Raw genomic sequence first — 25,607 nt, 5'->3', positions numbered from 1 at the left:
CTGTGAGACGTCAGCGGCGGGCGAGGTACAGGTTCAGCGCCTTGTAGAGCAGCCGGTTGAGCGGGTAGTCCCACTCGCCGAGGTACTCGACGGCCTCACCGCCGGTGCCGACCTTGAAGCGCAGCAGGCCCAGCAGGTCGCTGGACTCCTCCAGGGTGTCGGTGATGCCGCGCAGGTCGTAGACGGCGGCGCCGAGTTCGTGGGCGTCGGTCATCATGCGCCACTGCACGGCGCTGCTCGGCTGGACCTCGCGGCGGCGGCCGGTGGAGGCGCCGTAGGAGTACCAGACGTGGTCGCCGACGGTCAGCATGGTGGCGGCGGCGAGCACCTCGCCGTCGTGGTAGGCGAGGTAGAGCCGCATCCGGTCCGGGTGTTCGGCGGTGAGCGCGCTCCACATGCGCTGGAAGTAGGGCAGCGGGCGCGGGAGGAAACCGTCCCGCTCGGCGGTCTCGGTGTACAGCTCGTGGAAGGCCGGCAGGTCCTCCAGATCCCCGCGGACGACCTTCACGCCGGCCTTCTCCGCCTTCTTGATGTTGCGCCGCCACTGCTGGTTCAGGCCGCCCTGGATCTCCTCCAGCGAGCGTCCGGCGAACGGCACCTGGAAGACGTACCGGGGCTGGCCCGGGGCGAAGCCGTCCTCGCCGCCGGGCGTGGTCTGCCGCCAGCCCATGCGGCGCAGACTGTCCGCGACCTGCCCGGCGCGCGGTTCGTACGACGTCGCCCGCACGTCGCGCAGCCGCCGTGCCGCCGGGTCCGCGATCGCCGCCTTGACCGCCTCGGCGCTCCAGCGGCGCACCACGACCGGCGGGCCCATCCGCACCGCGAAGGCACCCCGCCGTCTCAGGTGCGCGAGCATCGGCTCCAGCAGCCGTTCGAGGCCGGGCTCGTGCCAGTCGAGGAGCGGGCCCTCGGGGAGATACGCCAGGTACCGCGGCAGGCCGGGCACCCGGGGCCCGGGCAGGGGGCGCAGCAGCACCAGTCCCGCGCCGGCGAGCTGCCCGCCCTGGTCGAACCAGCCGAGGCTCTCCGCCCGCCAGTCGGGCTTCACCTCGCCCCAGGACGGAACCTGGGCGTGGCTCGCGGAGGGGCGGGCCGTGACGAACGCGAGGTGCTCGTCACGGGTGATCGGCTGGACGCGGACGCTCATGCGCGGGCTCCTTCGAGCAGCGGCCCTCGACGGGCAGTGGCTGGTCCCGCGAGCCTAGGAGCGGCTGTGTCCCTCCCCCGGCTCAGACACTCGGGTCCGCCCGTCCCGTGGCCCGAACGCCTCACGTGTCGCCGCGCCGGTGGTGTGGTGCCCGGTCCCCGTCCAGCGCCGCCGCCAGCACCTCCGCCAGGTGCCTCCCCCGCACCCCCGCCAGCTGCTCCAGCTGCGTGCGGCAGGAGAAGCCGTCCGCCAGGACCACCGTGCCGTCGGGGGCGTCCCGTACCGAGGGCAGGAGCTGGTCCTCCGCGCATGCGGTGGACACGTCGTAGTGGCCCTTCTCGAAACCGAAGTTTCCCGCGAGGCCGCAGCAGCCGCCGCTCAGTTCGCCGGAGAGCAGAGCGGCTTGACGCAGCCGGCGGTCGGCCGCGTCGCCCAGCACCGCGTGCTGGTGGCAGTGGGTCTGGCCGGCCACCGGGCGGTCCACGCGGGGCGGTGTCCAGTCGGGGGCGTGGCGTTCCAGGGCCTCGGCGAAGGTGAGGACCCTGGCGGCGAGGCGGGCCGCGCGCGGGTCGTCGTGCAGCAGCTCGGGGACGTCCGTGCGGAGCGCGGCGGCGCAGCTCGGCTCCAGGACGACGACCGGGGCGTCGGTCTCCAGCACCGGCTCCATCAGGTCGAGCGTGCGGCGCATGACCGCCCGGGCACGGTCCAGCTGCCCCGTCGACACGTACGTCAGGCCGCAGCAGACCCGGCCGCGGCCCCGCAGCAGGGACAGCGGGTCGAGCGCGACCGTCCTGCCGTCGCCGACGGGCGGCTTCGCCAGACGCACGGTCGGCGGCAACGCCACCCGCAGCCCGGCCGCCTCCAGGACCCGCACGGCGGCCTGTCCGACGGAGGGCGAGAGGTGCTCGGTGAAGGTGTCGGGCCACAGCACGACGAGATCGCCGCGCCCGGCGGCAGCCCCCTCCCCCCGGCGCCGCTCCCACCACCGGCTGAACGTCCGCCGCGCCATGCGCGGGATCCCCCGCTCCGGGGCGACCCCGCCCAGCCGCCTGGCCGCCCACGCGAAGGGCCGCAGCCCCGACAGCGCGTTGACCAGCCACGCCGTGCGCGTACGCGAGACCGCCCGGAGCCAGACCGGTAGCCACCCCATCGTGTAATGCGCGGCCGGCCGGCGCCGCCCGGCGTAGTGGTGGTGGAGGAACTCCGCCTTGTACGCGGCCATGTCGACCTCGACCGGGCAGTCCGAGCGGCAGCCCTTGCAGGACAGGCACAGGTCGAGCGCGTCCCGTACCTCGGTCGAGCGCCAGCCGTCGGTCACCACCTCACCGGCGAGCATCTCGTGCAGCAGCCGGGCCCGCCCGCGCGTGGAGTGCTCCTCCGCACCGGTCGCCCGGAAGGACGGGCACATGACGGCGGAGCCGGACACCGACGCCGTACGGCACTTGGCGACGCCCACGCAGCGCCGCACGGCCGCCGAGAAGTCACCGCCGTCGGAGGGGTAGCCGAAGGCGACGTCGACCGGTTCGCGGGGCAGGACGGAGAAGCGGAGGCCGGCGTCCAGGGGCGCGGGGCGGACCAGCATCCCGGGGTTGAGCAGATCGTCCGGGTCCCACACGCCCTTCACGCGCTCGAACAGGCCCACCATCTCCGGGCCGTACATCCTCGGCAGCAGTTCCGCCCGCGCCTGCCCGTCCCCGTGCTCCCCGGACAGCGAACCCCCGTGCGCCACGACCAGCTCCGCGAGCTCCTCCGAGAAGCGGCGGAAGCGGGCGACTCCGGCCGCCGTCCGCAGGTCGAAGTCGATACGGACGTGGATACAGCCGTCCCCGAAGTGCCCGTACGGCGTGCCGCGCAGCCCGTGCGCCGCCAGCAGAGCGCGGAAGTCCCGCAGATACGCCCCGAGCCGGGCGGGCGGCACCGCGCAGTCCTCCCACCCCGGCCAGGCCTCACTCCCGTCCGGCATCCTGGTCGCCGTGCCGCTCGCGTCCTCCCTGATCCGCCACAGCGCACGCTGCCCCGCCGGGTCCGTGACGACCAGCGCGTCCACCACATCGGCCGCCCGCACGATCGCCTCCGCACGCGCGCGTGCCTGCGCCGCCGACTCCCCGCCGGTCTCCACGAACAGCCAGGCCCCGCCCCGCGGCAGCGCGGCCGTCGACGGCACCAGGTCCGCCGCCATGCCCTCCACCGTCAGCGGGCCGAGCGGCAGCAGCCCCGCGGCCGCCTCCGCCGCCGCGCTCTCGTCGGCGTACGCAAGCACCGCGAGGGCACGCGCGCGTGGTGCCTCGACCAGTCGTACGACCGCCTCCGTCAGCACGCCGAGCGTGCCCTCCGAGCCGCAGAAGGAGCGGGCCACGTCGGCGCCCCGCTCGGGCAGCAGTGCGTCCAGCGCGTATCCGGAGATGCGGCGCGGCAGGTCCGGGAAGCCGGTGCGCAACCGGGCCAGTTCGCCGTCCACCAGCTCCCGCAGGCCGTCCGGCGCGCCGGCCCAGTCGTGCCCGAGCCGCGACCGCACGCCGCGCGCGGTGACCACGTCCAGCTCCCGCACACTGTCCGCGGTCGTCCCCCACGCCACCGAGTGCGAGCCGCACGAGTTGTTGCCGATCATGCCGCCGAGCGTGCACCGGCTGTGGGTGGAGGGGTCGGGGCCGAAGCGGAGCCCGTGCGGGGCGGCGGCGTCCTGGAGACGGTCGAGCACCAGCCCCGGCTGCACCACGGCCGTACGGGCCTCGGGGTCCAGGCTGACCAGCTGGTTCATGTGCCGGGTGAAGTCCAGGACGACACCGGTGCCGGTGGCCTGCCCCGCGATGGACGTGCCCGCGCCGCGGGCGACGACGGGCACGCCGTGCTCCCGGCAGACGGCCAGCACGGCGGCCACGTCGTCGGCGTCAACGGGGGCGACGACCCCGCGGGGGACCCTCCGGTAGTTGGACGCGTCCATGGTGACCAGCGCCCGGGAGGTGACGTCGAACCCGACCTCGCCCCGGACGGCCGCCCGCAACTCGCCCTCGAGAGCCGCAGGATCCGCGCCCGGCAGAAAATCCGTCATGCCTCCAGCATGCACGCGGCCACCGACCGTGACGGGTCGTTCCGGAGCCGCCGAAGCCGGGGAACCGCCGTCCACGCCCCGTCTCATCCGACGGACGACGTTTCGCCCGCGTTTCGGGAAACGACTACGCTCCCCTCCGTGGCTGAGATCCGGATTCCCTCTGACATCAAGCCCGCGGACGGACGTTTCGGCGCGGGTCCCTCCAAGGTGCGGACGGAGGCGCTGGACGCCCTCGCCGCGACCGGCACCTCCCTCATGGGCACCTCCCACCGCCAGGCCCCCGTCAAGAACCTGGTCGGCCAGGTACGCGAGGGCATCTCCGAGCTGTTCCAGCTCCCCGACGGCTACGAGGTGGTCCTCGGCAACGGCGGCTCCACCGCCTTCTGGGACGTCGCGACACACGGCCTGATCGAGAACAAGTCGCAGCACCTCAGCTTCGGCGAGTTCTCCTCCAAGTTCGCCAAGGCCGCCAAGCTCGCCCCGTGGCTGGCCGAGCCGGACGTCATCTCCGTCGACCCGGGCACGCACCCCGAGCCGGTCGCCGAGGCGGGCGTGGACGTCTACGCGTTCACCCACAACGAGACCTCGACCGGTGTCGCCATGCCGATCAAACGCGTGGCCGGTGCCGACGAGGGCGCCCTGGTGCTCGTGGACGCCACCTCCGGCGCCGGCGGCCTGCCCGTCGACGTCAGCGAGACCGACGTCTACTACTTCGCCCCGCAGAAGTCCTTCGCCTCCGACGGCGGCCTGTGGATCGGCGTCTTCTCCCCGGCCGCGATCGAGCGCGCCGAGCGCGTCCACGCCTCCGGCCGCCACGTCCCGGAGTTCTTCAGCCTCCCCACGGCGATCGACAACTCCCGCAAGAACCAGACGTACAACACCCCGGCCCTCGCCACCCTCTTCCTGCTGAACCAGCAGCTGGAGTGGATCAACGGCCAGGGCGGCCTGGACTGGTCGGTCCGCCGCACCGCCACCTCCGCGCGGACGCTGTACGGCTGGGCCGAGGACGTCAAGTTCGCGAACCCGTTCGTCACCGACCCGGCCAAGCGCTCGCAGGTCATCGGCACGATCGACTTCACGGACGAGGTCGACGCCGCCGCCGTCGCCAAGGTCCTGCGCGCCAACGGCATCGTCGACACCGAGCCCTACCGCAAGCTCGGCCGCAACCAGCTGCGCGTGGCGATGTTCCCCGCGATCGACCCGGCGGACGTCGAGGCGCTCACCAAGTGCGTCGACTACGTGATCGACAAGCTCTGACCCTTCTCGCGTACGTGACCGAGGGCGCTCCGCGAGTGCGGGGCGCCCTCGCTCGTGCCCGGGCCGCCGCGTGCCCCCGGCGAACACCTCGACAGCCGCGCCGGGCTGCCCTCTTCGCAGTCCTTTGCCGCCCCGCGCCGGAAGGTCCCGGCACCGCGGCCGACAACGCCGGATTCCCGCCCGGGAGCTACGTCCGGGAGCTACGTGTCACCCGGGGCCGAGCGCGCCACGCGGAACCCCACGTCGTCGATCCGGAACGTCGGATGACTCCGGCGCCGCACCGAGGCCCGGCAGCTCCAGTGCTCGTCCGACCAGCCGCCGCCGCGGAGCACCCGGTAGCTGCCGTAGACCTCGGCGTCGTAGAGGTCCCAGCACCAGTCCCAGACGTTGCCCAGCATGTCGTACAGGCCCCAGGCGTTGGGCTGTCTGCCGCCCACGGCGTGGACGCGCCCGTCGGCGGTGTCCCGGTACCAGGCGATGTCGTCGAGCGGGCCGTAGCGCGGGCCGGTGGTGCCGGCGCGGCAGGCGTGTTCCCACTCGGCCTCGGTCGGCAGCCGGTAGCCGTCGGCGGTGCCGTCCCAGTCGGCCGTCCCGGCGTCGGACCGCAGGTCGTACGCGGGGGCCAGCCCCTCGCGGCACGACAGGGCGTTGCAGAACCGGACCGCGTCCCACCACGAGACGCCCTCCACCGGCAGCCGGTCGCCCCGGGCCGCGCTCGGCCAGTGGCCGGTGACCTCGGCGTACCAGGCCTGCGTGACCGGGACCGCCGAGAGGCGGAACGCCGCGACCTCGACCGGCCAGCTGCGCCGCGTCCGCCGGTCCGACAGGGTCACCTGTCCGGACGGGACGGCGGCCATCGCGTCTTCCAGAGCTCCCGCGCGCATGGCAAGTGACCTTATCCGAAACGGGGTTCAGGCATCCGGGGAGTCGTGGTGGCGTGCCGCCACGAGAACCTCCAACCCGTCCAGGATCCGCTGCAATCCGAACTCGAAGTGGTCGAACTCCCCGCCGAAGGCGTCCTCGGAGAGCGAGGCCATGACCGGGTAACGGCCCGACGCCATGGCCTGTTCCAGCATCGGCACCTGCGCCTGCCAGAACTCGGCGTCCGTCAGGCCCGTCCGGCGCTCCGCCTCCTGCTCGTACAGCTGCGAACGCGCGGCCCCTACGACGTACCCGTCGACCATGATGATCGCGGAGACCAGTTCGGGGTCACTCAGCCCCATCGGACGGATCCGGGTCAGCACCTTCTCCATGCCGTCGAGGGCGCTCGGGCCGAGGATCGGGCGGGACTGGTTGACCTGGAGCAGCCAGGGGTGGCGGCGGTAGAGGGCGAGGGTCTCGCGGGCCAGTGCCTCCAGGGCCGCGCGCCAGCCGCCGTCGCCGAGGCCGGCCGGGTCGCCGGAGGGGCGCTGGACCCGGTCCAGCATGAGGTCGAGCAGTTCTCCCTTGCCGGGGACGTACCGGTACAGCGACATCGTGCCGGTGCCGAGTTCGGCGGCGACCCGGCGCATGGAGAGCCCCTCCAGCCCTTCGGCGTCCGCCACCTGGACGGCCGCTTCCACGATCCGGTCCAGGGTCAGGGCCGGCTTCGGGCCGCGACTGGGGCGCCTGCCGGTGTCCCACAGCAGTTCGAGGGTGCGGGCGATGTCACCGCTGCCGCTGGTCTCCGTGCCGCCCGTGCCACTCGTACCGCTCGTCATGAAGCCCAGCTTAGGACCCCGCACAAAAACTGGGTACGACGTACGCGCAATCGGGTACGGTGTACTCAGTTCGGGGATGCCGGTCACGGCACAGGCACGGGAGGGACGGCATGGACGGATACGCGGTGCGGGCCGAGGCGCTGGAGAAGCGGTACGGCGAGAAGCGCGCCCTCGACGGTTTCGACCTCGCGGTACGCGAGGGCACGGTGCACGGCCTGCTCGGGCCGAACGGCGCGGGCAAGACCACCGCCGTCCGCATCCTGTCCACGCTGATCCGGCTGGACGGGGGCAGCGCGACGGTCGCCGGGCTGGACGTGGCCCGGCAGGCGCGTGAGGTGCGGGCCCGGATCGGACTCACCGGCCAGTACGCGGCGGTGGACGAGGTGCTCACCGGCCGGCAGAACCTGGAGATGTTCGGCCGCCTGTTCCACCTGGGCGGCAGGCGTGCGAAGCGCAGGGCGACCGACCTGCTGGAGCAGTTCGACCTGACCGACGCCGCCGACCGGGGCGTCGGCGAGTACAGCGGCGGCATGCGGCGCCGCCTCGACCTCGCCGCCTCGATGATCCTCGCCCCGGCGGTCCTCTTCCTCGACGAGCCGACGACCGGTCTCGACCCCCGCAGCCGGGGGGAGGTCTGGGACTCCGTCCGGACGCTGGTGGCGGGCGGCACGACCGTGCTGCTGACCACCCAGTACCTGGAGGAGGCCGACAAGCTCGCCTCGCACATCACCGTCATCGACCAGGGCCGGACCATCGCCGACGACACCCCGGACGGGCTGAAGAACCTGGTCGGCGGCGACCGGATCGAGGTCGTGGTCGCCGAACGGTCCGAGATCCCGCGGGTGGTGAAGGTCGTCGCCCGGGTCACGGACGGCGAACCCGAGACGGACGAGCACGAGTTGCGGGTGCACGCCCCGGTCACCGACCGGGTCACGGCCCTCACCGAGGTGGCCCGGACCCTCCAGGACGAGGGAGTCCGTGTCGAGGACATCGGGCTGCGCAGGCCGAGCCTCGACGACGTGTTCCTGCGCCTGACCGGACACCGCACGGACAGCACGGAAGGCAAGGAGACGGCGGCGTGACCACCCTCGACCTGACCACGCGGAGCGACCGGGGCCGCGCGTACTGGCTGCTCGCCGACTGCTGGAACATCGTCCGCCGCGGCCTGACCCACTACCGGCGCCAGCCCGTCAACATCGCCTGGCAGCTGGGCTTCCCGATCCTGTCCGTGCTGCTCTACGGCTATGTCTTCGGCAGTGCGATGACGGTGCCGGGCGGCGGGGACTACAAGGACTTCCTGATGCCGGGCATGTTCGTGATGACCATGGCGTTCGGCTTCATCAACACGGCGACCCTCGTGGTCCACGACTCCACCAAGGGTGTCATCGACCGCTTCCGGTCCATGCCGATGGCCTCCTCCGCCGTGGTGGCCGGGCGCGGTGTCACCGATCTGCTCGTCGCCTGCGCCGAGTTGGCGATCATGATGCTCACCGCGGTCGCCATGGGCTGGCGGCCGGACGGGGGCCTCGGCTTCCTCGCCGCCTTCGGGCTGCTGCTGTGGCTGCGGTTCGCGCTGACCTGGCTCGGGGTGTGGGTCGGCCTGATCGTCCCCAACCCGGAGGCGGCGGGCGGTCTGTTCGCGGTCGCCTTCCCGCTGACGATGATCTCCAGCATCTTCGTCGCGCCGCAGGACATGCCCGACTGGCTGGGCTGGGTCGCGGCCTGGAACCCGATCTCCTCCACGGCGGCTGCGGCCCGCGAGCTGTTCGGCACGCCCGTCGGGGGCGGCGACTCCTGGATCGAGCAGCACGCGCTGCTGATGGCCGGGGTGTGGCCGGTGATCCTGACGGCCGTCTTCCTGCCGCTGGCGGTACGGCGGTTCCAGAAGCTCAGCCGCTAGCGCGCGGGGGCGCACACCTCCCGGAGCCTTGACGTGCTCATGGTGCGTCGGTTCTCTGGGAGGTGCACGGCACTGTGGGAGCGCTCCCACACAGTTCCGGGTGCCGCGCCTCCCCCCGAGAGGAAGCAGCCCCATGTTCCGCACTCTGCGCAGAGCGCTGTGTGTCGCCGCGGCGCTCCTGTTACCGCTGGCGGGTGTGCAGTCGGCCCACGCCGACATGGACACGAAGGCCGCCGGCGCCGGCTACTGGCACACCAACGGCCGTCAGATCCTGGACGCGGCCGGACAGCCGGTCCGTATCGCCGGCGTCAACTGGTTCGGCTTCGAGACCGCCAACCACGTCGTCCACGGCCTGTGGGCCCGCGACTACAAGAGCATGATCGACCAGATGAAGTCGCTGGGCTACAACACCATCCGGATGCCTTACAGCGACGACATCCTCAAGTCCGGCACCATGCCCGACAGCATCAGCCACGACGGCAAGAACACCGACCTGCGCGGCCTGACCTCGCTCCAGGTCCTGGACCGGATCGTGGCCTACGCGGGTCGGGCCGGCCTGAAGATCGTCCTGGACCGGCACCGCCCGGACGCGGCCGGGCAGTCGGCGCTCTGGTACACCTCCTCGGTCCCCGAGTCGACGTGGATCGCCAACCTCAGGTCCCTGGCGGCCCGTTACAAGGGCGACTCCACCGTGATCGGCATCGACCTGCACAACGAGCCCCGCGACCCGGCCTGCTGGGGCTGCGGCGATACCGCCCGCGACTGGCGCCTGGCCGCCCAGCGCGCGGGCAACGCGGTGCTGTCGGTCAACCCCGAGCTGCTGATCATGGTCGAGGGCGTGCAGTCGTACGACGGCGTGAACGGGTGGTGGGGCGGCAACCTCATGGGCGTCGCCCAGCACCCGGTCCAGCTCGACGTCCCGAACCGGCTGGTGTACTCGGCCCACGACTACGCGACCTCGGTGGCCCAGCAGCCCTGGTTCTCGGACCCGTCCTTCCCCGCCAACCTGCCCGGGATCTGGGACAAGTACTGGGGCTACGTCTTCAAGCAGAACATCGCGCCGGTCTGGCTCGGCGAGTTCGGTACGACGCTCCAGCCGGCGGTGGACCAGAAGTGGCTGTCCGAGCTGGTGAAGTACCTGCGCTCGACGTCGGCGTACGGCGCCGACAGCTTCCACTGGACGTTCTGGTCCTGGAACCCCAACTCAGGTGACACCGGCGGCATCCTCAAGGACGACTGGCAGACCGTGGACATGGCCAAGGACGCCTACCTGGCGCCCATCAAGGCCCCGGGCTTCGAGCCGGGCGGCCCCGGACCCGACCCGGGCGACCCCGGAGACCCAGGCGACCCCGGCGACCCCGGCGACGGCACGCCCACCTGCACCGCCGCCTACACCGTCGGCAGCGACTGGGGCGGCGGCTTCAACGCCGAGGTGAAGGTGACCAACACGGGCACCGTCGCGCTGAAGTCCTGGAAGGTTACCTGGACGTGGAGCGGCTCCCAGAAGGTCACCACCATGTGGAACGCGTCCCACACGCAGAGCGGCACGAGCGTCACGGCCGTGAACGCCGCACACAACGGCACTGTCGCGGTGGGCGGTTCGGCAAGCTTCGGGTTCGGGGGCGCGCCCGGGGGCGGGGGTGTGCCGGGGGTGAGCTGCACGGCTGCGTGACGGCGGGGCGAGGGGGTGCTCGGTCACGGCCGGGCACCCCCGGTCGGGCGTCCGAACGGCCGGCGCATGCGAACTCGCCGCCGGCACCGCCAGCGGTTCCGGCCCTACCTCCGCCGCCTGAGCCCCCGCAGACCGAACAAGGCGACCAGGGTGACAGCGGCGACGACGGCGCCCGTCTTGACAGTGCCGCTCAGCCCCTCACCGCCACCGTCCGGCGACGCCGAACCCCCGCTCCCGGAGGCCGAGTCCGACCCGCCGCCCCCCGGCGCGTCCTGCGGCTCCACCGGGCTTTCGGCCCCCTCGGCGCCGTACATGAGCTTCTTCCCGTCGGCGGTGTAGGTGACGGACTCCCCCTGCCCGAGGAACGGCACGCCGAGCCGTTCCTTCCGTTTGATCCTCCCGCCGTTCCAGTCGTACGCGATCGAGCCGAAGTAACTGCGTACGACGAGGTGTTCGCCGTCCGGGGAGAGCGTGGCGTCGGTGGCCTCCAGGTCGGGGACGGCCGCGATCGGCCGGAAGACGTTCGAGCCGGAGGAGGAGAGCCGGGCCGGGCCCTCGTACAGGTGCCCGCCCTTCTCGTTCTTGTCGACGAGGTAGACCCGGCCGGTCTTCGGGTGCACGACGAGGGACTCGGCGTCCCGCGCGCCGTCGGAGTACTTCACGACGTACTGCGTGGCCCGGATCGTCCGGTCGCGCAGGTTCTCCGGCTCGGGCAGCCGGTAGATCCAGACGTACGGCCACGTGCCGCCGAGGTTGTCGCCGATGTCGCCGACGTAGATCTGGTCGTCCGGCCCGATGGAGATGGCCTCGACGTCGCGCGGGCTGCCCACGCCGGTCATGGTTACCGTGGCCACCGTCTCGCCCGTGGCGCTGTCGACGGCGTAGAGGTACGCCCCGTCGTCGCTGTCGTTGTGCGTCCAGTAGACGCCGGGGTGCTGACGCGAGGCCGCGAGGCCGCTGGACTCGGTGATGCGCGGATCCCGGATCGTGAACCCCTCGTCCCCGTCGGCGGCGGAGGCGGGCACGGCGAGGGCGCCCACGAGGAGGGCCGCGGCGAGGAGAGCGAACGGTCTGCGCATGCCCCAAGCGTGCCATCCCGCCGGGCGGTTCACCGGAGGGGTTGATCGGAGGGGTTGATCGGAGGGGTTGATCGGAGGGGCGGATCACGGCCGGTGCCCCCGAGGCCCGCGTGGCCCGGCTCACACCCCGTCCGGCGCGCTGATCGTCCATGATGAGCGGATGCTCAGGTTCATGCCCGTCGGTGACTCCATGACGATCGGAAGCACGGGCGAACACACGTGGCGTTACCGGCTGTGGCAGCACCTGTGCCGTTCCTACGGCGGCCCCTTCACCCTCGTCGGCCCCCGCGAGACGCTCTACGACAAGCTCGCCGAGGCCCCGACGTCGTACGCCTACGCCGAACCGGACTTCCCGCGCGCCCACCTGGCCGGCTGGGGCGAGGGCTGGCAGCACATGGCGCCGCTGATCGGCGAGGCGGTGCGGTCGTACCGCGCGGACGTGCTCCTGGTCTCCCTCGGCCTGATCGATCTGGGCTTCTACACCAACGCGGAGCAGACCGCCGAGAACGTCCGGGCCTTCACGGCCGAGGCGCGGGCGGCGAACCGGCGGGTGGGGATGGTGTGGCTGCCGGTGACGCCGAACGTGCGGGCCGAGACGGACGCGGCCTTCGCCACCGAGGTCATCCGCTTCAACGAACTGCTGGCGAAGACGGCCGCCGACCTCGACGAGCCCGGCTCCCCCGTCCTGCTGGCCTCGCCCCCGCCCTCGTACGACGTCTCCGCCGACACCTACGACGGCACCCATCCCAACGCCCACGGCGAGCACAAGATCGCGGCGGCCTTCGCGGAGGCGATGCACCAGGGCTGGGACCTGGGCGGCCGCTACGAGGAGTAGCTCTCCCCGGCCGACCGGGCCGGGTCCCGCGCGCGAACGTGCTTGCCTGGAGCGCACTTCAAGACGTTGGCTTGGACACCATGAAGTACACGCAGCTCGGACGCACGGGACTCAAGGTCAGCCGGCTCGTCCTCGGCACCATGAACTTCGGCCCGCAGACCGACGAGGCCGACAGCCACGCCATCATGGACGCGGCGCTGGACGAGGGCATCAACTTCGTCGACACGGCCAACGTCTATGGGTGGGGCGAGAACAAGGGCCGCACCGAAAGCATCATCGGCACCTGGTTCGCCCAGGGCGGAGGGCGGCGCGACAAGGTCGTCCTCGCCACGAAGGTCTACGGCAACATGGGCGCCGACGGCCCGGCCTGGCCCAACCACGACAAACTCTCCGCGCTCAACATCCGCCGGGCCGTGGACGCCAGCCTCAAGCGGCTCCAGACCGACCACATCGACGTCTACCAGTTCCACCACATCGACCGGGCCACCCCCTTCGAGGAGATCTGGCAGGCGATCGACGTCCTGGTCCAGCAGGGCAAGATCCTTTACGCCGGGTCGTCGAACTTCCCCGGCTACAAGATCGCCCAGGCCAACGAGACCGCCGCCCGGCGGGGCGGGACCATCGGGCTGGTCAGCGAGCAGTGCCTGTACAACCTCGCCGAGCGGCGCGCCGAGATGGAGGTCATCCCGGCCGCGCGGGAGTACGGCCTCGGGGTCATCCCGTGGTCGCCGCTGCACGGCGGTCTGCTGGGCGGGGTGATCAAGAAGGAGGCCGAGGGCCGCCGCCGCGTCTCCGGCCGCGCGGCCGACGCGCTCGCCGACGCCGGCACCCGCGCGCGGATCGAGTCCTACGAGGACCTGCTCGACAAGCACGGCGTCGAGCCCGGCGAGGCCGCCCTGGCCTGGCTGCTCACCCGCCCCGGCGTGACCGGCCCGATCGTCGGGCCGCGCACGGCCGAGCAGCTCGCCTCCGCGGTCCGCGCGGCCGAGCTGGAACTGTCCGAGGAGCTCCTGACGGGCCTGGACGAGATCTTCCCGGGGCCGGGCCCGTCGCCGGAGGCCTTCGCCTGGTGACGCCGCCGTGAGGGCGATGCCCTGAAGGGGCGCGGGGACTGCCCGGCCGGTTCACCTGGTGACGCCGTGAGGGCGACGCGCTGACGGGGCGCGGGGACTGCCCGGCCGGCCCTCACCGGCCGGGAGCCGGAAGGCAGCGGGCAGTCCCCCGCCCCCTACCTGCCGAGCACGGAAGCCAAGGCGACGACGAGGAACATCAGCACAAGCACACCGGCCATGATCCGGTTGCGGGTTTTCGGGTCCACGCCACCGAGCCTAACCGGCGCCGCCGAGCGCCCAGCGGCCGACCGCCTCGTACCGGGGCTGCTCGCCGGCGATCCCCGACGTCGGCAGACTGCTCCGCACCAGCGTCAGTTCCCGCACGGTCCAGGTCCGGCTCACGAACGCGTCGAGCGCCTCCAGGTACGCCCGCACCTCGACCGCCTCCCGGCTGCGGGCCACGGTGAGGTGCGGCTTGTACCGCCGGTGCTCCCCCATGGACACCCCCGCCTTCCGCGCCGCCGCCTCGGCCCGCTCGGCGAGCAGCCGCAGGGCCGCCAGGTCCCCGTCGGCCCCGGCCCACAGGGCCCGCCCCTGCCCGAACCGGCCGCCGCCGCGCACGGTGAGCGGAAAGGGATCGGTACGGCGGGCCGCCCGCTCCAGCCGGGCCGACAGCTCGGGCAGGAGCCCGTCGTCGACCTCCCCGTAGAAGGCGAGGGTGAAGTGCCACCCGGCCCGCCCGGTCCACCGCAGCCCGTCCGCCGCGGGCAGCTTGCGCAACTCGTCCACCACGGCAGCGAGTTCGCGGATCACCTCGTCAGGGGGCAGCACGGCGGCGAAGAGTCTCATGAGGCCAGCCTGGCACCATGAGGCCATGGAGATCACCCTCAGGGACGGCAAACTCGTCCGCTACTACGAGGCGGGCGGCTTCACCCGGACCGAGACCTTCACGGTCGGCGAGCACGGCTGGCCCGGGCAGCTGCTGGCCCGGAGGGTGTAGCCCCGCCGGGGCTTCGGACCCGGGCGGGTCCCGGTCACCGTGCGTATCGTTGTACTGCGCGGCCGAGCCATTCACGGGGAGCGGCCGGGGAGGAGCGCCACGATGACCGTCCTTGCAGACAGGACCGAGATGGCCGAGAGCAGCGGCGAACTCACCCTCGACATGATGTTCGAGTGGGTGGAGACGATGCCCGTCCCCGAGGGTTACAAGGTCGAGATCGTCGGGGGGAACATCTTCATGGCGCCTCAGTGGGACACCCACTGGGACATCATCGCGGACATCTATGACCAGCTGCGCGCCAAGTACCCGCGCAAGCGCGTGAAGTCCGACGTCCGCGTCGACTACCCGGGGCATCTCAACGGCTTCGCCTCCGACGTCACGGTGATGGCGGAGGGCGCGGCCAAGGACGCGAAGGGCCTGTGGCGGTACCAGGACGTCGAGTTCGTCGCCGAGGTGATCTCCAGGAAGACCGCCGCGAACGACTACGGCCCCAAGAAGGACGCCTACGCCGAGGCCGGCGTGCCTGTGTACCTGATCGTGGATCCGTACACCGGCCGCTGGCACCTGCACACCCGGCCCAAGGACGGCGAGTACCGGGGAGAGCTGAGTCTCGACTTCGGGGACGAGGTCGACCTGACCGGCACGGTCGTCGGGCTCGTCCTGGGGACCGGTGAGTTTCCCCGCGACTGAGTTCCGCTACGCCGCCGGGGCCAGGTCCTCCCGCTGTTCCCGGGGGACGAACCGGACCCTGGGGTGGCCGTGGTGCCAGCCGACGGACAGGCGGAGGTTGCCGACCCTCGCGAGGATCAGGCCGATCACGGCCGCGGCGGTGGCCGCCACCGCGCCGCCGGCCGCGAGGCCGACCCGCGCGCCGTAGGTGTCGGTGATCCAGCCGACGATCGGGGCACCGACCGGGGAGCCGCCGAGGAAGACCATCATGTAGAGGGCCATGACACGGCCGCGCATGGCCGGGTCGGTGGACATCTGGATGCTGGTGTTGGTCGTGACGTTCACCGTCATGCCGAACAGGCCCAGCGGGACCATGAGCAGTGCGAACATCCACAGGGCCGGGGTGGTGGCCGCCAGGATCTCCAGCGCGCCGAAGGCCATGGCCGCCACGATCAGCAGTCGCAGCCGGGCGGTGCCCCGCCGTGCGGCGAGCAGCGCGCCCGCGACCGAGCCGACCGCCATCAGCGTGTTGAACATGCTGTACGCCCCGGCGCCCGCGTGGAACACGTCGTCCGCGAAGGCCGAGAGGTAGACGGGGAAGTTGAAGGCGAACGTGCCGACGAAGCCGACCAGGACGATCGGCCAGATCAGCTCGGGCCGGGCGGTGACGTAGCGCAGCCCCTCCCGCAGCTGTCCCTTGCCCCGGGGGGCGCGCTCGACGACGTGCAGCTCGCGGGCGCGCATCAGCAGCAGGCCGGTGAGCGGGGCGATGAAGGACAGGCCGTTGAAGAGGAAGGCGTAGCCGGTGCCGACGCCGGTGATCAGCAGGCCCGCGACGGCGGGGCCGACGAGGCGGGCGGACTGGAAGTTCGCCGAGTTCAGGCTGACCGCGTTCTGCAGCTGGCCGGGACCGACCAGCTCGGAGACGAAGGACTGGCGGGCCGGGTTGTCGACGACGGTCGCGAGGCCGACGGCGAAGGCGGCGACGTACACGTGCCACACCTGGACCTGGCCGGTGAGGACGGCGACGGCGAGGGCGAGGGCCGTGAGGGCCATCGCCGACTGGGTGACGAGCAGGGTGGGCCGCTTGGGCAACCGGTCGACGAGGACACCGCCGTAGAGGCCGAAGAGGAGCATCGGCAGGAACTGGAGTGCCGTCGTGATGCCGACGGCCGTCGAGGAGCCGGTGAGGCTCAGCACCAGCCAGTCCTGGGCGATGCGCTGCATCCACGTGCCGATGTTGGAGACGACCTGTCCCATGAAGAACAGGCGGTAGTTCCTCACCTTCAGGGAGGAGAACATCGAGGACTTGCGCGGGCGGGTATCGCGGGTATCGGGGGTGGGCGGGGAGTCGTGGGGATCAGGTACGGGGGCGGAAGCTGCTCCGGGTCCCGAACTCAAAGATTTCGCCTCCTTGCGACGTACGGCTCACAGATGCGCCAGCTTCTCCAGCACGGGGGCGGCGGCGCGGAGTTTCGCCCACTCGTCCTCGTCGAGGTTCTCCACCAGCGTGGCCAGGAACGCGTTCCGCTTGGCGCGGCTCTCCTCGAGCATCGCCTCGGCCTGCTCGGTGCGCGTCACGACCTTCTGGCGCCGGTCCTCGGGGTGCGGCTCCAGCCGGACCAGCCCCTTGGCCTCCAGCAGTGCGACGATGCGGGTCATCGACGGTGGCTGGACGTGCTCCTTGCGGGCGAGTTCGCCCGGGGTGGCCCGGCCGCACAGGCCGATGTTGGAGACGACCTGTCCCATGAAGAACAGGCGGTAGTTCCTCACCTTCAGGGAGGAGAACATCGAGGACTTGCGCGGGCGGGTATCGCGGGTATCGGGGGTGGGCGGGGAGTCGTGGGGATCAGGTACGGGGGCGGAAGCTGCTCCGGGTCCCGAACTCAAAGATTTCGCCTCCTTGCGACGTACGGCTCACAGATGCGCCAGCTTCTCCAGCACGGGGGCGGCGGCGCGGAGTTTCGCCCACTCGTCCTCGTCGAGGTTCTCCACCAGCGTGGCCAGGAACGCGTTCCGCTTGGCGCGGCTCTCCTCGAGCATCGCCTCGGCCTGCTCGGTGCGCGTCACGACCTTCTGGCGCCGGTCCTCGGGGTGCGGCTCCAGCCGGACCAGCCCCTTGGCCTCCAGCAGTGCGACGATGCGGGTCATCGACGGTGGCTGGACGTGCTCCTTGCGGGCGAGTTCGCCCGGGGTGGCCCGGCCGCACAGGGACAGGGTGCCCAGCACCGACATCTCGGTGGGGCTGAGCGACTCGTCGACCCGTTGGTGCTTGAGCCGTCGGGACAGTCGCATCACGGCGGAGCGGAGGGAGTTCACGGCGGCTACGTCGTCGCCATGGCTGAGGTCCGACATGTTCTTTAGCGTAACTCATTACTCTGACTAAGTACCAGTCGAGGTGCGGCGGAAGGTCCGTGACGCCCGCCACTGAACCGTGACATCACTCATATGGGTGATACGGCGGCGGAACGCGACACACCGCACCGAAGGCTGCCGCGACCCTCATGGTCATGGGGACCAGTGTGCTCAGCCTGCGAATAGACCACGACCTGCTCGAACGGCTCCGGCACCATGCCGCGAAAAGGGGAATGAGCGTCCAGGACTACGTCGTCCGGACGCTCATTCGGGATGACTTCGACGAGCGGTTCCAGACCGCCGTCGAGGAGACGGAGAGGTTCTACGGGGTCACCTGAGCACGCGCCCCGGATCCGCTCAGGCCAGGTCGGGTCAGGGAAGGTGAGGGTCCGGTCAGGTCAGACCCAGCGCCGGCATCAGGTAGTAGAACGCGAACACCGCAGCCACCGCGTACATCGCCGAGGGCACCTCGCGGCCCCGCCCGGCCGCGAGCCGCAGCACCACGAAGGTGATGAAGCCCATGCCGATGCCGTTGGTGATCGAGTAGGTGAACGGCATCATCAGCATCGTCACGAAGGCCGGGACGGCGATCGTGTAGTCCGCCCAGTCGATCTCCTTCACCGACCCGGCCAGGATCAGGAAGCCGACCACGACCAGGGCCGGGGTGGCCGCCTGGGACGGCACCATCGTGGCGACCGGCGTCAGGAACAGGGCCACGGCGAAGAGGCCGCCGGTGACGACGTTGGCGAGGCCGGTCCGGGCGCCCTCGCCGACCCCGGCCGTGGACTCGACGAAGGCGGTCGTCGCGGAGGAGGAGCTGGCGCCACCGGCAGCGACCGCGAGACCGTCGACGAGCAGCACCTTGTTGATGCCGGGCATCTGCCCCTCGCCGTCGGTCAGCTTCGCCTCGTCGGAGACGCCCATGATCGTGCCCATCGCGTCGAAGAAGCACGACAGCAGCACGGTGAAGACGAACAGCACCCCGGTCAGCACGCCGACCTTGGCGAACCCGCCGAACAGGCTGACCTGCCCGATCAGCCCGAAGTCGGGACTGGCGACCGGGTTGCCGGGCCACCTGGGCGTGGTCAGGCCCCAGCTCGGCACCGTGGCCACCGCGTTGATGACCACCGCGAGGGCCGTCATGGCGACGATCGAGATCAGGATCGCGCCCGAGACCTTGCGCACGATCAGCGCGAGGGTCAGCAGGACGCCCAGGACGAAGACGAGCACCGGCCAGCCGTTGAGGTGGCCGTCGCCGCCGAGCTGCAGCGGCACGGTCGTCCGGGCGACGTCCGGGATGCGGGAGACGAAGCCGGCGTCGACGAGCCCGATCAGCATGATGAACAGGCCGATACCGATGGAGATGGCCTTGCGCAGCCCGTGGGGCACGGCGTTCATGACGCGCTCGCGCAGGCCCGTGGCGACCAGCAGCATGACGACGAACCCGGCCAGGACCACCATGCCCATCGCGTCCGGCCAGGACATGCGCGGGGCGAGCTGGAGGGCGACGACCGAGTTCACACCGAGTCCCGCGGCCAGCGCGATCGGCACGTTGCCGATGACACCCATGAGGAGGGTGGTGAACGCCGCGGTCAGGGCCGTCGCGGTGACCAGCTGCCCGTTGTCGAGCTGGTGACCGTACATGTCCTTCGCGCTGCCGAGGATGATCGGGTTCAGCACGATGATGTAGGCCATCGCGAAGAAGGTGGCGAGGCCGCCCCGGACCTCGCGGGACAGCGTGCTGCCCCGCTCGGAGATCCGGAAGAAGCGGTCGAGTGCGCCGTACGTGGGCCCGGCTCCCGGCTGATCAGGGGCGGGTACTTTGGCGGGAGCCGAGGAGGACACTGTGATTGGTGGTTCCTACGAAGAGAAGCGGTCAGACACAAACCGTTTCAGTATGAACATATAAGGCCCCGATCGCACATCTCCGCGCGTAGACCTGATCGCCTCGTAAGCTGTCCCCATGGCGAAGTGGACCCCCCGACACGAGGCGCCGGAGCCCCTGGAGGGCCCCGTGGTCGCCACCATCACCGGCGGCACGATTGCGTGGTTCGTCCTCTTCCTGGTCCAGCTCCCCTTCTACGGCTGGTTCGACGACCACGGCCACACCTGGTGGGTGTGGACCTGCCTGGCCGGTGGCGGGCTCGGCCTGATCGGCATCTGGTACGTCCGCCGGCGCGACGCCGCGCTCAAGCGGGCGGCGGCCCGGCCGGACGTGACGGCGGCGCCGCCGGCCGAGTAGGCACGTCCCCGCCCTCTCCCCCGCGAGACACTCCCCCGCCCCCTCCCTACGCTCGAAGGAGGCGGCGAAACACCCGGGAACCGTCGGCGTGCGACCGCCGCCCGACCGGTGAGGAGTGCGGCCATGACGACACGGAACAGCCCGGCCGAGGCGGACCGGGCGCTGAAGGCGAAGCACCGGGCGATGTGGGCCCAGGGCGACTACCCGTCCCTGGCCGCCGAGGTCATCCCCGGGCTGGGGGCGGTCCTGGTCGAGGCGTGCGGGGTGGGCTCCGGCCAGCGGGTGCTGGACGTGGGCGCGGGCACCGGCAACGCCGCGATCCCGGCCGCCCTGGCCGGCGCGGACGTGGTCGCCTCCGACCTGACCCCCGAGCTGCTCGACGCAGGCCGGCGCGAGGCGGAGGAACAGGGCGCCGCCCTCAGCTGGCAGGAGGCCGACGCCGAGGCCCTGCCCTTCGGTGACGCGGAGTTCGACACCGTGCTGTCCTGCCTGGGCGTCATGTTCGCCCCGCACCACCAGCAGGCCGCCGGCGAACTCGTCCGCGTCTGCCGGCCGGGCGGCACCATCGGGCTGCTGAGCTGGACGCCCCAGGGCTTCATCGGCCGGATGTTCGCCGCGATGAAGCCGTACGCCCCGCCGCCCCCGCCGGGCGCCCAGCCGCCCCCGCTGTGGGGGGACGAGGACCATGTGCGCGCACTCCTCGGCGACCGGGTCACCGACGTGCGCGCCGAGCGCCGGACCGTCAGGGTCGACCGCTTCGAGACGCCCGAGGCGTTCCGCGACTACTTCAAGGAGCGCTACGGCCCGGCCATCACCGTCTACAAGAACATCGCCGGCGAGCCCGGCCGCGCCGCCGCCCTGGACCGCGACCTGACGGCCCTCGCCGAGGACGGCGGTCTCGGGACCGGCTCGGGCGGGACCGTCCTGGAGTGGGAGTACCTGCTGTTCACCGCCCGCCGGGCGGGCTGACGCCGGGCGCCGGCACCCCGGTCGGACGGCGTGCGACTGCCGTACGACCAGGGCATGAACTCCGTCCTTCCCAGGTCGGATCCTCCCCGTGGCCGGCAGGTGAACCTGCACTTCCGCCCGTACCGTCGAAGGCATGACGCATCTCGACGCGGCTGCCCTGACCGACTCCGCGCGGCCGGCGACGGTCACCTCCCGCGAGACCGGCCTGACCAGTGCTCAGGTCGCCGAACGGGTGGAGCGCGGCCAGGTCAACGACGTGCCGGTGCGCAGCAGCCGGTCCGTGGTCGACATCGTCCGCGCGAACGTCTTCACCCGCTTCAACGCGATCATCGGTGTGCTGTGGCTGATCATGCTGGTCGTCGCGCCGATCCAGGACAGCCTGTTCGGTTTCGTGATCCTCGCCAACACCGGCATCGGGATCGTCCAGGAGTGGCGGGCGAAGAAGACGCTGGACTCGCTCGCGCTGATCGGCGAGGTGCGGCCGACCGTGCGCCGGGACGGGGCCGCCGGGCAGATCAGCACGTCCGGGATCGTGCTCGACGACCTGATCGAGATCGGGCCCGGGGACAAGGTCGTCGTCGACGGTGTCTGTGTCGAGGCCGACGGGCTGGAGATCGACGAGTCGCTCCTCACCGGCGAGGCCGACCCGGTCGTCAAACGGCCCGGTGACCAGGTGATGTCCGGCAGCTTCGTGGTCGCCGGCGGCGGGGCCTTCCAGGCCACGAAGGTCGGGCGCGAGGCGTACGCCGCGCAGCTCGCCGAGGAGGCCTCCCGGTTCACCCTCGTCCAGTCCGAGCTGCGGTCGGGCATCTCCACGATCCTCAAGTACGTCACCTGGATGATGGTCCCGACCGCGATCGGCCTGATCATCAGCCAGCTGCTCGTGAAGGAGAACGCCTTCGACGACTCCGTGGCCCGCACGGTCGGCGGCATCGTCCCCATGGTCCCGGAGGGCCTGGTCCTCCTCACCTCGATCGCCTTCGCCGTCGGCGTGATCCGCCTGGGCCGCAAGCAGTGCCTGGTGCAGGAACTGCCCGCGATCGAGGGGCTGGCCCGGGTCGACACCGTCTGCCTCGACAAGACCGGCACCCTCACCGAGGGCGGCATGGACGTCACCGAGCTGCGGCCCCTCCAGGGCGCCGACGAGACGTACGTACGCGAGGTGCTCGGCGCCCTCGGGAAGTCGGACCCGCGGCCGAACGCCTCCCTGAAGGCGATCATCGACGCCTACCCGGCCGTCCGGGACTGGCGCTGTACCGAGGCGCTGCCCTTCTCCTCGGCGCGCAAGTACAGCGGGGCCGCGTTCAGCGAGGGCGACGGGCAGACCGGCAGGTGGCTGCTGGGCGCGCCCGATGTGCTGCTGCCCGACGACGATCCGGCCCTCGCCGAGACCGGGCGGCTGAACGAGCGGGGCCTGCGGGTGCTGCTGCTCGTCCGGGTCGACCGCGACCTCGGTGACCCCGAGGTGGCCGCGGGAGCGAAGCCCACCGCCCTGGTCGTGCTGGAGCAGCGGCTGCGGCCGGACGCCGCCGACACGCTGCGCTACTTCGCCGACCAGAACGTGCGGGCCAAGGTCATCTCCGGGGACAACGCGGTGTCGGTCGGGGCGGTCGCCGCCAAACTGGGGCTGTCCGGGACCACCGTGGACGCGCGGCGGCTGCCCGCCGACCAGGACGGGATGGCCGAGGCCCTCGACGGCGGCACGGTGTTCGGGCGGGTCACCCCGCAGCAGAAGCGGACCATGGTGGGCGCGCTGCAGTCCCGCGGGCACACGGTCGCGATGACCGGCGACGGGGTGAACGACGTCCTCGCCCTGAAGGACGCCGACATCGGCGTCGCGATGGGCTCCGGCTCGGAGGCGACCCGGGCGGTCGCGCAGATCGTGCTGCTGAACAACAGCTTCGCGACGCTGCCGTCGGTGGTGGCCGAGGGCCGCCGGGTCATCGGCAACATCACGCGCGTGGCGACCCTGTTCCTGGTCAAGACGGTCTACTCGGTGCTGCTGGCCGTCCTGGTGGTCTGCTCGCAGGTGGAGTACCCGTTCCTGCCGCGCCATCTGACCCTGCTGTCGACGCTGACCATCGGCGTCCCGGCGTTCTTCCTCGCGCTCGCGCCGAACAAGGAGCGGGCGAAGCCGAACTTCGTCCGGCGGGTCATGCGGTACGCGATCCCGGGCGGGGTCGTGGCCGCGGTGGCGACCTTCGCGACGTACATCGCCGCCCGGGAGCACTACACGGGCGCGGGCGCGCTGGACGCGGAGACCAGCGCCGCGACGCTCACGCTGTTCCTCATCTCGATGTGGGTCCTGGCGATCATCGCCCGCCCCTACACCTGGTGGCGTATCGCCCTGGTGGCCTCGATGGCCGGGGCGTTCCTGCTGGTCCTGGTCGTGCCGTGGCTCCAGCACTTCTTCGCGCTCAAGCTGGTCGGGATGACGATGCCGTGGATCGCGGTCGGCATCGCGGTGGTGGCGTCGGCCACCCTGGAACTCCTGTGGAGGTGGGTGGACCGCCGCTTCCCCGCTTAGGCGGTTCCGCTGTGGCGAATCGAGCGTCGGAAAGTCCGCCGGGCCGCGACCGCGGCCACGACCGGGGGCTGGCCGGCGACGAGCGGCGGGGCGCTGAATTCCGGGTGTTCGCGGGGCGGGCGGGGCGGGCTCCCCTCCCAGGGTGTGGACGGCATGGCGGACGTCGTGGAGCACGCGCCGGTCTGGTCGTGGAGGAGGCGCCGGACGCCGCAGCGGCACTACGGGCCGCGGCCGCGGATCAGTCGCCGTTCGACCTGGCCGTATCGACGAGGGAGGGTCGCTCGCCGACGCCGTCCTCCCCGATCCCCGGCTCCGAGCGACCAGCGCTGCGCGACCGTGGGAGCCGCCCGCGCGGCGGAACTCTGCCACGACCTCGAAGCCGCCGCCGACGCGCGGCAGCTCAGACGGCTCCTGATGACGCTCCGCTCCAGGCGGTCCTGACACGGTTGGCCGAAGAGATGTGCCGGGCCACGGAGGAGATACGGAGCCGACGCTGAGGCTCCGCCCTGTGGCCGGCCGATGACTCGGCGGGCGGCATGTCTGTGCTGCCCGAGCGCGGGGTTCGGGACGCCGGTGGGATCGAGCGGCTGAGGGAGCTTGCCGGAAGAGGAGTGACGGTCGGCCCGGCCCTCCTGACCGACGGGTGATGTCCGTAGCGGTCTGATCACGGCCTTCGCACGATCCCGTACAACCCTGTGCATGGCTTGTGGTGGCGCGAACAATGGCTCGCGGCGATCTTGCGCGGCCGTCGTCGCTGCGCTTTGCCGCCTTCGAGCCGTCCGCCCTTGTTCCTGTGAGAGTCCATGAGCACAGTCCCACCACCCGAGCACCCCGACGAGCAGCCCGGCGAGGGGTCCTCCATACCCGATGAACAGTGGGCCGCGTTCCTGAAGGAGGCCGCGCGGGACGGTGGCGCGAAAGCGCCGAAGGAGCCGTCCGCACGGGCACGGATGGTGACTCGGCGCCTGCGGGAGCAGGACGAGGCAGCGCAGGGCGCCGCGGGGGCTGGTCGGCGGCGGTGGCGGCGGAAGCGGCAGCCGGAGCCGCAGCCCTGGACGCCGCCGGGCTGGCGGACCGGGCCGGCCTGGCAGGAGATGAACGGGCGTGCCCGCCGGCCCCGCCGGGTGGGCTCGGTGATCGGGGTGGTGCTGACGGCGGCGCTCGCCGTCGTCGCCGTACGGCCGTCGCTGGTGCTGGACCGGCTCCCGGGTCACGAGTCGGAGGAGGTGGCCGAGGCGTACAGCAGCCCGTCGCCGCTGCCCGCCGAGACGGCGTATCCGACCGCCGCGCCAGGCGAGGCAGCGCGGTCCTCGCTGCCCACGCGCGACCATCCGTTCCGTGGCTCGCCCGCCGCACAGTGGGCCGTCGGGGCCGACGCCATCGAACTCCCGGCCGCGAAGGCGGTCGGCGGGATGAGCAAGGACGACGTGGCGCTCGCGCTGCGCCGCGCCAAGGAGTTCCTGGTGGCCGCCAACCTGGAACCGGCCGTCCTGCGCGGCGGGCAGCCCACCCGGGCGCTGTCCCTCCTCGAACCGAAGCAGCCGGCCCTGCTGTCGCAACTGGAGCGATCGCTTCGCGAACCATCGCGGGACGACAACCCGCTCGGCCTCTTCAGCCGCTTCGACCCGGACGAGGCGCGCGTGGCCGGGAAGGTGGTCAAGGTGCGCGGCCATATGACGTTCGAGGCCGGCGAGACGGGCGAGGTGCGGGTACACGCGGACTACACCTTCGTCTACCCGCTGGTCCAGGCCGACGGAGGCGGCGACCGAGTGGCGCGTACCATCGTCCGCCGCGACGTGACCATGACCCTGGCCGACCCAACCAAGTGGATCGTCACCAGGGGCAAGCTCACGCTCGAGTCGTACGCCTCCCAGTTCTTCAACAGCGAGTGCGACATCGACGACGGCTACTTCCATCCCGTCTTCCCCGGCAACGCCCCCACTGGCACCCCGGCCACCGGCCCGTCGAAGGACCCCTACGACCGCAGGCAGTCCCTGACGGACGAGGAGGCTCAGCATGAGGAGTGCGGGACGGTCACCCGTACCTGACGAAGAGCCGGAGCGACGCCGCGAGCGTTGTCTCGCGTGTGTCGGAGACCGCCTCCGCACTCAGCGGTCCTCAGCGCTCGGCTGTGACCGTTCGGGCTGCCGCCGG

22 protein-coding genes and 2 pseudogenes are annotated in these 25,607 nt (G+C 71.9%); 13 read left to right on the top strand and 11 right to left on the bottom strand.

From position 1 onward, the window contains the following. Positions 1 to 10 precede the first annotated feature (10 nt). Together ACZ5TL_RS26035 and ACZ5TL_RS26030 are read right to left on the bottom strand one after the other, a co-directional pair. On the bottom strand, positions 11 to 1,147 hold the full coding sequence (locus ACZ5TL_RS26035; RefSeq protein WP_468592723.1) for a lipid II:glycine glycyltransferase FemX: 1,137 nt from the start codon (positions 1,145 to 1,147) through the stop codon (positions 11 to 13). Positions 1,148 to 1,268: 121 nt separating this feature from the next. Beyond that, positions 1,269 to 4,196: an FAD-binding and (Fe-S)-binding domain-containing protein gene (locus ACZ5TL_RS26030; RefSeq protein ID WP_468592721.1), complete on the bottom strand. Its 2,928-nt coding sequence runs from the start codon at positions 4,194 to 4,196 to the stop codon at positions 1,269 to 1,271. Positions 4,197 to 4,334: 138 nt separating this feature from the next. On the opposite strand from ACZ5TL_RS26030, the gene serC reads away from it, so the two are divergent. After that, positions 4,335 to 5,453 carry a phosphoserine transaminase gene (serC, locus tag ACZ5TL_RS26025; protein WP_468592720.1) on the top strand — a complete coding sequence of 373 codons (1,119 nt, stop codon included), beginning with the start codon at positions 4,335 to 4,337 and terminating at the stop codon, positions 5,451 to 5,453. Positions 5,454 to 5,653: 200 nt separating this feature from the next. Here serC and ACZ5TL_RS26020 read toward each other — a convergent pair whose 3' ends face one another. Both ACZ5TL_RS26020 and ACZ5TL_RS26015 read right to left on the bottom strand, forming a co-directional pair. Continuing rightward, on the bottom strand, positions 5,654 to 6,310 hold the full coding sequence (locus tag ACZ5TL_RS26020; RefSeq protein WP_468592787.1) for a formylglycine-generating enzyme family protein: 657 nt from the start codon (positions 6,308 to 6,310) through the stop codon (positions 5,654 to 5,656). Between the two features lie 54 nt (positions 6,311 to 6,364). Then, positions 6,365 to 7,153, bottom strand: coding sequence for a TetR/AcrR family transcriptional regulator (locus tag ACZ5TL_RS26015; protein WP_468592719.1), 789 nt, complete (start codon positions 7,151 to 7,153; stop codon positions 6,365 to 6,367). Between the two features lie 110 nt (positions 7,154 to 7,263). Between ACZ5TL_RS26015 and ACZ5TL_RS26010 the strand changes: the two genes are divergently transcribed. The 3 genes from ACZ5TL_RS26010 to ACZ5TL_RS26000 all read left to right on the top strand — a co-directional run bounded on the left by ACZ5TL_RS26010 (position 7,264) and on the right by ACZ5TL_RS26000 (position 10,725). Then, entirely contained in the window at positions 7,264 to 8,235 is a 972-nt protein-coding gene (locus ACZ5TL_RS26010; protein ID WP_468592717.1) for an ATP-binding cassette domain-containing protein, read from the top strand. Continuing rightward, positions 8,232 to 9,053, top strand: coding sequence for an ABC transporter permease (locus ACZ5TL_RS26005; protein ID WP_468592716.1), 822 nt, complete (start codon positions 8,232 to 8,234; stop codon positions 9,051 to 9,053). Before ACZ5TL_RS26010 ends, ACZ5TL_RS26005 begins: the two co-directional genes overlap by 4 nt. Positions 9,054 to 9,186: 133 nt before the next feature. Beyond that, positions 9,187 to 10,725, top strand: a complete 1,539-nt coding sequence (locus tag ACZ5TL_RS26000) for a cellulase family glycosylhydrolase (protein WP_468592714.1) — start codon at positions 9,187 to 9,189, stop codon at positions 10,723 to 10,725. A 104-nt stretch (positions 10,726 to 10,829) separates the two neighbouring features. Here the strand turns inward: ACZ5TL_RS26000 and ACZ5TL_RS25995 are convergent, their stop codons facing one another. Next, the gene (locus tag ACZ5TL_RS25995) at positions 10,830 to 11,804 is read right to left on the bottom strand and encodes a thiol-disulfide oxidoreductase DCC family protein (RefSeq protein ID WP_468592713.1); all 975 of its coding nucleotides are present in this window, start codon (positions 11,802 to 11,804) and stop codon (positions 10,830 to 10,832) included. A gap of 160 nt (positions 11,805 to 11,964) precedes the next feature. On the opposite strand from ACZ5TL_RS25995, the gene ACZ5TL_RS25990 reads away from it, so the two are divergent. Both ACZ5TL_RS25990 and ACZ5TL_RS25985 read left to right on the top strand, forming a co-directional pair. Then, positions 11,965 to 12,639 carry an SGNH/GDSL hydrolase family protein gene (locus ACZ5TL_RS25990; protein WP_468592712.1) on the top strand — a complete coding sequence of 225 codons (675 nt, stop codon included), beginning with the start codon at positions 11,965 to 11,967 and terminating at the stop codon, positions 12,637 to 12,639. Positions 12,640 to 12,719: 80 nt separating this feature from the next. Then, positions 12,720 to 13,712: an aldo/keto reductase gene (locus ACZ5TL_RS25985; protein ID WP_468592711.1), complete on the top strand. Its 993-nt coding sequence runs from the start codon at positions 12,720 to 12,722 to the stop codon at positions 13,710 to 13,712. 255 nt (positions 13,713 to 13,967) lie between these two features. Here the strand turns inward: ACZ5TL_RS25985 and thpR are convergent, their stop codons facing one another. Next, positions 13,968 to 14,540, bottom strand: a complete 573-nt coding sequence (gene thpR / locus ACZ5TL_RS25980; protein WP_468592710.1) for an RNA 2',3'-cyclic phosphodiesterase — start codon at positions 14,538 to 14,540, stop codon at positions 13,968 to 13,970. Positions 14,541 to 14,565: 25 nt separating this feature from the next. Between thpR and ACZ5TL_RS25975 the strand changes: the two genes are divergently transcribed. Both ACZ5TL_RS25975 and ACZ5TL_RS25970 read left to right on the top strand, forming a co-directional pair. Beyond that, on the top strand, positions 14,566 to 14,691 hold the full coding sequence (locus ACZ5TL_RS25975; RefSeq protein ID WP_468592709.1) for a hypothetical protein: 126 nt from the start codon (positions 14,566 to 14,568) through the stop codon (positions 14,689 to 14,691). Positions 14,692 to 14,793: 102 nt separating this feature from the next. Next, the gene (locus ACZ5TL_RS25970) at positions 14,794 to 15,381 is read left to right on the top strand and encodes a Uma2 family endonuclease (protein WP_468592707.1); all 588 of its coding nucleotides are present in this window, start codon (positions 14,794 to 14,796) and stop codon (positions 15,379 to 15,381) included. Between the two features lie 6 nt (positions 15,382 to 15,387). Here the strand turns inward: ACZ5TL_RS25970 and ACZ5TL_RS25965 are convergent, their stop codons facing one another. The 4 genes and pseudogenes from ACZ5TL_RS25965 to ACZ5TL_RS25950 form a co-directional block, all read right to left on the bottom strand. After that, positions 15,388 to 16,761, bottom strand: coding sequence for an MFS transporter (locus tag ACZ5TL_RS25965; protein WP_468592706.1), 1,374 nt, complete (start codon positions 16,759 to 16,761; stop codon positions 15,388 to 15,390). A gap of 27 nt (positions 16,762 to 16,788) precedes the next feature. Then, positions 16,789 to 17,079, bottom strand: a pseudogene (locus tag ACZ5TL_RS25960) (MarR family winged helix-turn-helix transcriptional regulator); the annotation flags it as partial. 3 nt (positions 17,080 to 17,082) lie between these two features. Then, positions 17,083 to 17,250: pseudogene (locus ACZ5TL_RS25955) on the bottom strand (MFS transporter); the annotation flags it as partial. A gap of 27 nt (positions 17,251 to 17,277) precedes the next feature. After that, positions 17,278 to 17,715 carry a MarR family winged helix-turn-helix transcriptional regulator gene (locus ACZ5TL_RS25950; protein WP_468592705.1) on the bottom strand — a complete coding sequence of 146 codons (438 nt, stop codon included), beginning with the start codon at positions 17,713 to 17,715 and terminating at the stop codon, positions 17,278 to 17,280. A 155-nt stretch (positions 17,716 to 17,870) separates the two neighbouring features. Between ACZ5TL_RS25950 and ACZ5TL_RS25945 the strand changes: the two genes are divergently transcribed. Further along, complete coding sequence (locus tag ACZ5TL_RS25945; protein WP_468592704.1) at positions 17,871 to 18,053, top strand: ribbon-helix-helix protein, CopG family; 183 nt, start codon at positions 17,871 to 17,873, stop codon at positions 18,051 to 18,053. 55 nt (positions 18,054 to 18,108) lie between these two features. On the opposite strand, the gene ACZ5TL_RS25940 is transcribed toward ACZ5TL_RS25945, so the two are convergent. Continuing rightward, positions 18,109 to 19,560 carry an NCS2 family permease gene (locus tag ACZ5TL_RS25940; RefSeq protein ID WP_468592703.1) on the bottom strand — a complete coding sequence of 484 codons (1,452 nt, stop codon included), beginning with the start codon at positions 19,558 to 19,560 and terminating at the stop codon, positions 18,109 to 18,111. A 118-nt stretch (positions 19,561 to 19,678) separates the two neighbouring features. Here ACZ5TL_RS25940 and ACZ5TL_RS25935 point away from each other — a divergent pair, with 118 nt between their 5' ends. From ACZ5TL_RS25935 to ACZ5TL_RS25920, 4 genes are all read left to right on the top strand, one after another. Next, positions 19,679 to 19,957, top strand: a complete 279-nt coding sequence (locus ACZ5TL_RS25935) for a DUF2530 domain-containing protein (protein WP_468592702.1) — start codon at positions 19,679 to 19,681, stop codon at positions 19,955 to 19,957. 123 nt (positions 19,958 to 20,080) lie between these two features. Next, the gene (locus ACZ5TL_RS25930; protein ID WP_468592701.1) at positions 20,081 to 20,926 is read left to right on the top strand and encodes a class I SAM-dependent methyltransferase; all 846 of its coding nucleotides are present in this window, start codon (positions 20,081 to 20,083) and stop codon (positions 20,924 to 20,926) included. A gap of 133 nt (positions 20,927 to 21,059) precedes the next feature. After that, positions 21,060 to 23,453, top strand: coding sequence for an HAD-IC family P-type ATPase (locus ACZ5TL_RS25925; RefSeq protein WP_468592700.1), 2,394 nt, complete (start codon positions 21,060 to 21,062; stop codon positions 23,451 to 23,453). An 803-nt stretch (positions 23,454 to 24,256) separates the two neighbouring features. After that, entirely contained in the window at positions 24,257 to 25,501 is a 1,245-nt protein-coding gene (locus tag ACZ5TL_RS25920; RefSeq protein ID WP_468592699.1) for a hypothetical protein, read from the top strand. Positions 25,502 to 25,607: the final 106 nt, after the last annotated feature.

This window comes from Streptomyces sp. NPDC033136, assembly GCF_055578235.1.
The sequence above is the reverse complement of the archived record's forward strand: the minus strand, read 5'-3'. Positions and strand labels throughout refer to the sequence as shown.

Bases quoted from the DNA above. Each gene is read 5' to 3' on its own strand.
- ACZ5TL_RS26035 (WP_468592723.1), bottom strand. From the start codon at position 1,147: ATGAGCGTCCGCGTCCAGCCGATCACCCGTGACGAGCACCTCGCGTTC.
- ACZ5TL_RS26030 (WP_468592721.1), bottom strand. From the start codon at position 4,196: ATGACGGATTTTCTGCCGGGCGCGGATCCTGCGGCTCTCGAGGGCGAG.
- ACZ5TL_RS26020 (WP_468592787.1), bottom strand. From the start codon at position 6,310: ATGGCCGCCGTCCCGTCCGGACAGGTGACCCTGTCGGACCGGCGGACG.
- ACZ5TL_RS26015 (WP_468592719.1), bottom strand. From the start codon at position 7,153: ATGACGAGCGGTACGAGTGGCACGGGCGGCACGGAGACCAGCGGCAGC.
- ACZ5TL_RS26010 (WP_468592717.1), top strand. From the start codon at position 7,264: ATGGACGGATACGCGGTGCGGGCCGAGGCGCTGGAGAAGCGGTACGGC.
- ACZ5TL_RS26000 (WP_468592714.1), top strand. From the start codon at position 9,187: ATGTTCCGCACTCTGCGCAGAGCGCTGTGTGTCGCCGCGGCGCTCCTG.
- ACZ5TL_RS25995 (WP_468592713.1), bottom strand. From the start codon at position 11,804: ATGCGCAGACCGTTCGCTCTCCTCGCCGCGGCCCTCCTCGTGGGCGCC.
- ACZ5TL_RS25990 (WP_468592712.1), top strand. From the start codon at position 11,965: ATGCTCAGGTTCATGCCCGTCGGTGACTCCATGACGATCGGAAGCACG.
- ACZ5TL_RS25985 (WP_468592711.1), top strand. From the start codon at position 12,720: ATGAAGTACACGCAGCTCGGACGCACGGGACTCAAGGTCAGCCGGCTC.
- thpR (WP_468592710.1), bottom strand. From the start codon at position 14,540: ATGAGACTCTTCGCCGCCGTGCTGCCCCCTGACGAGGTGATCCGCGAA.
- ACZ5TL_RS25975 (WP_468592709.1), top strand. From the start codon at position 14,566: ATGGAGATCACCCTCAGGGACGGCAAACTCGTCCGCTACTACGAGGCG.
- ACZ5TL_RS25970 (WP_468592707.1), top strand. From the start codon at position 14,794: ATGACCGTCCTTGCAGACAGGACCGAGATGGCCGAGAGCAGCGGCGAA.
- ACZ5TL_RS25950 (WP_468592705.1), bottom strand. From the start codon at position 17,715: ATGTCGGACCTCAGCCATGGCGACGACGTAGCCGCCGTGAACTCCCTC.
- ACZ5TL_RS25945 (WP_468592704.1), top strand. From the start codon at position 17,871: ATGGGGACCAGTGTGCTCAGCCTGCGAATAGACCACGACCTGCTCGAA.
- ACZ5TL_RS25935 (WP_468592702.1), top strand. From the start codon at position 19,679: ATGGCGAAGTGGACCCCCCGACACGAGGCGCCGGAGCCCCTGGAGGGC.
- ACZ5TL_RS25930 (WP_468592701.1), top strand. From the start codon at position 20,081: ATGACGACACGGAACAGCCCGGCCGAGGCGGACCGGGCGCTGAAGGCG.
- ACZ5TL_RS25925 (WP_468592700.1), top strand. From the start codon at position 21,060: ATGACGCATCTCGACGCGGCTGCCCTGACCGACTCCGCGCGGCCGGCG.
- ACZ5TL_RS25920 (WP_468592699.1), top strand. From the start codon at position 24,257: ATGAGCACAGTCCCACCACCCGAGCACCCCGACGAGCAGCCCGGCGAG.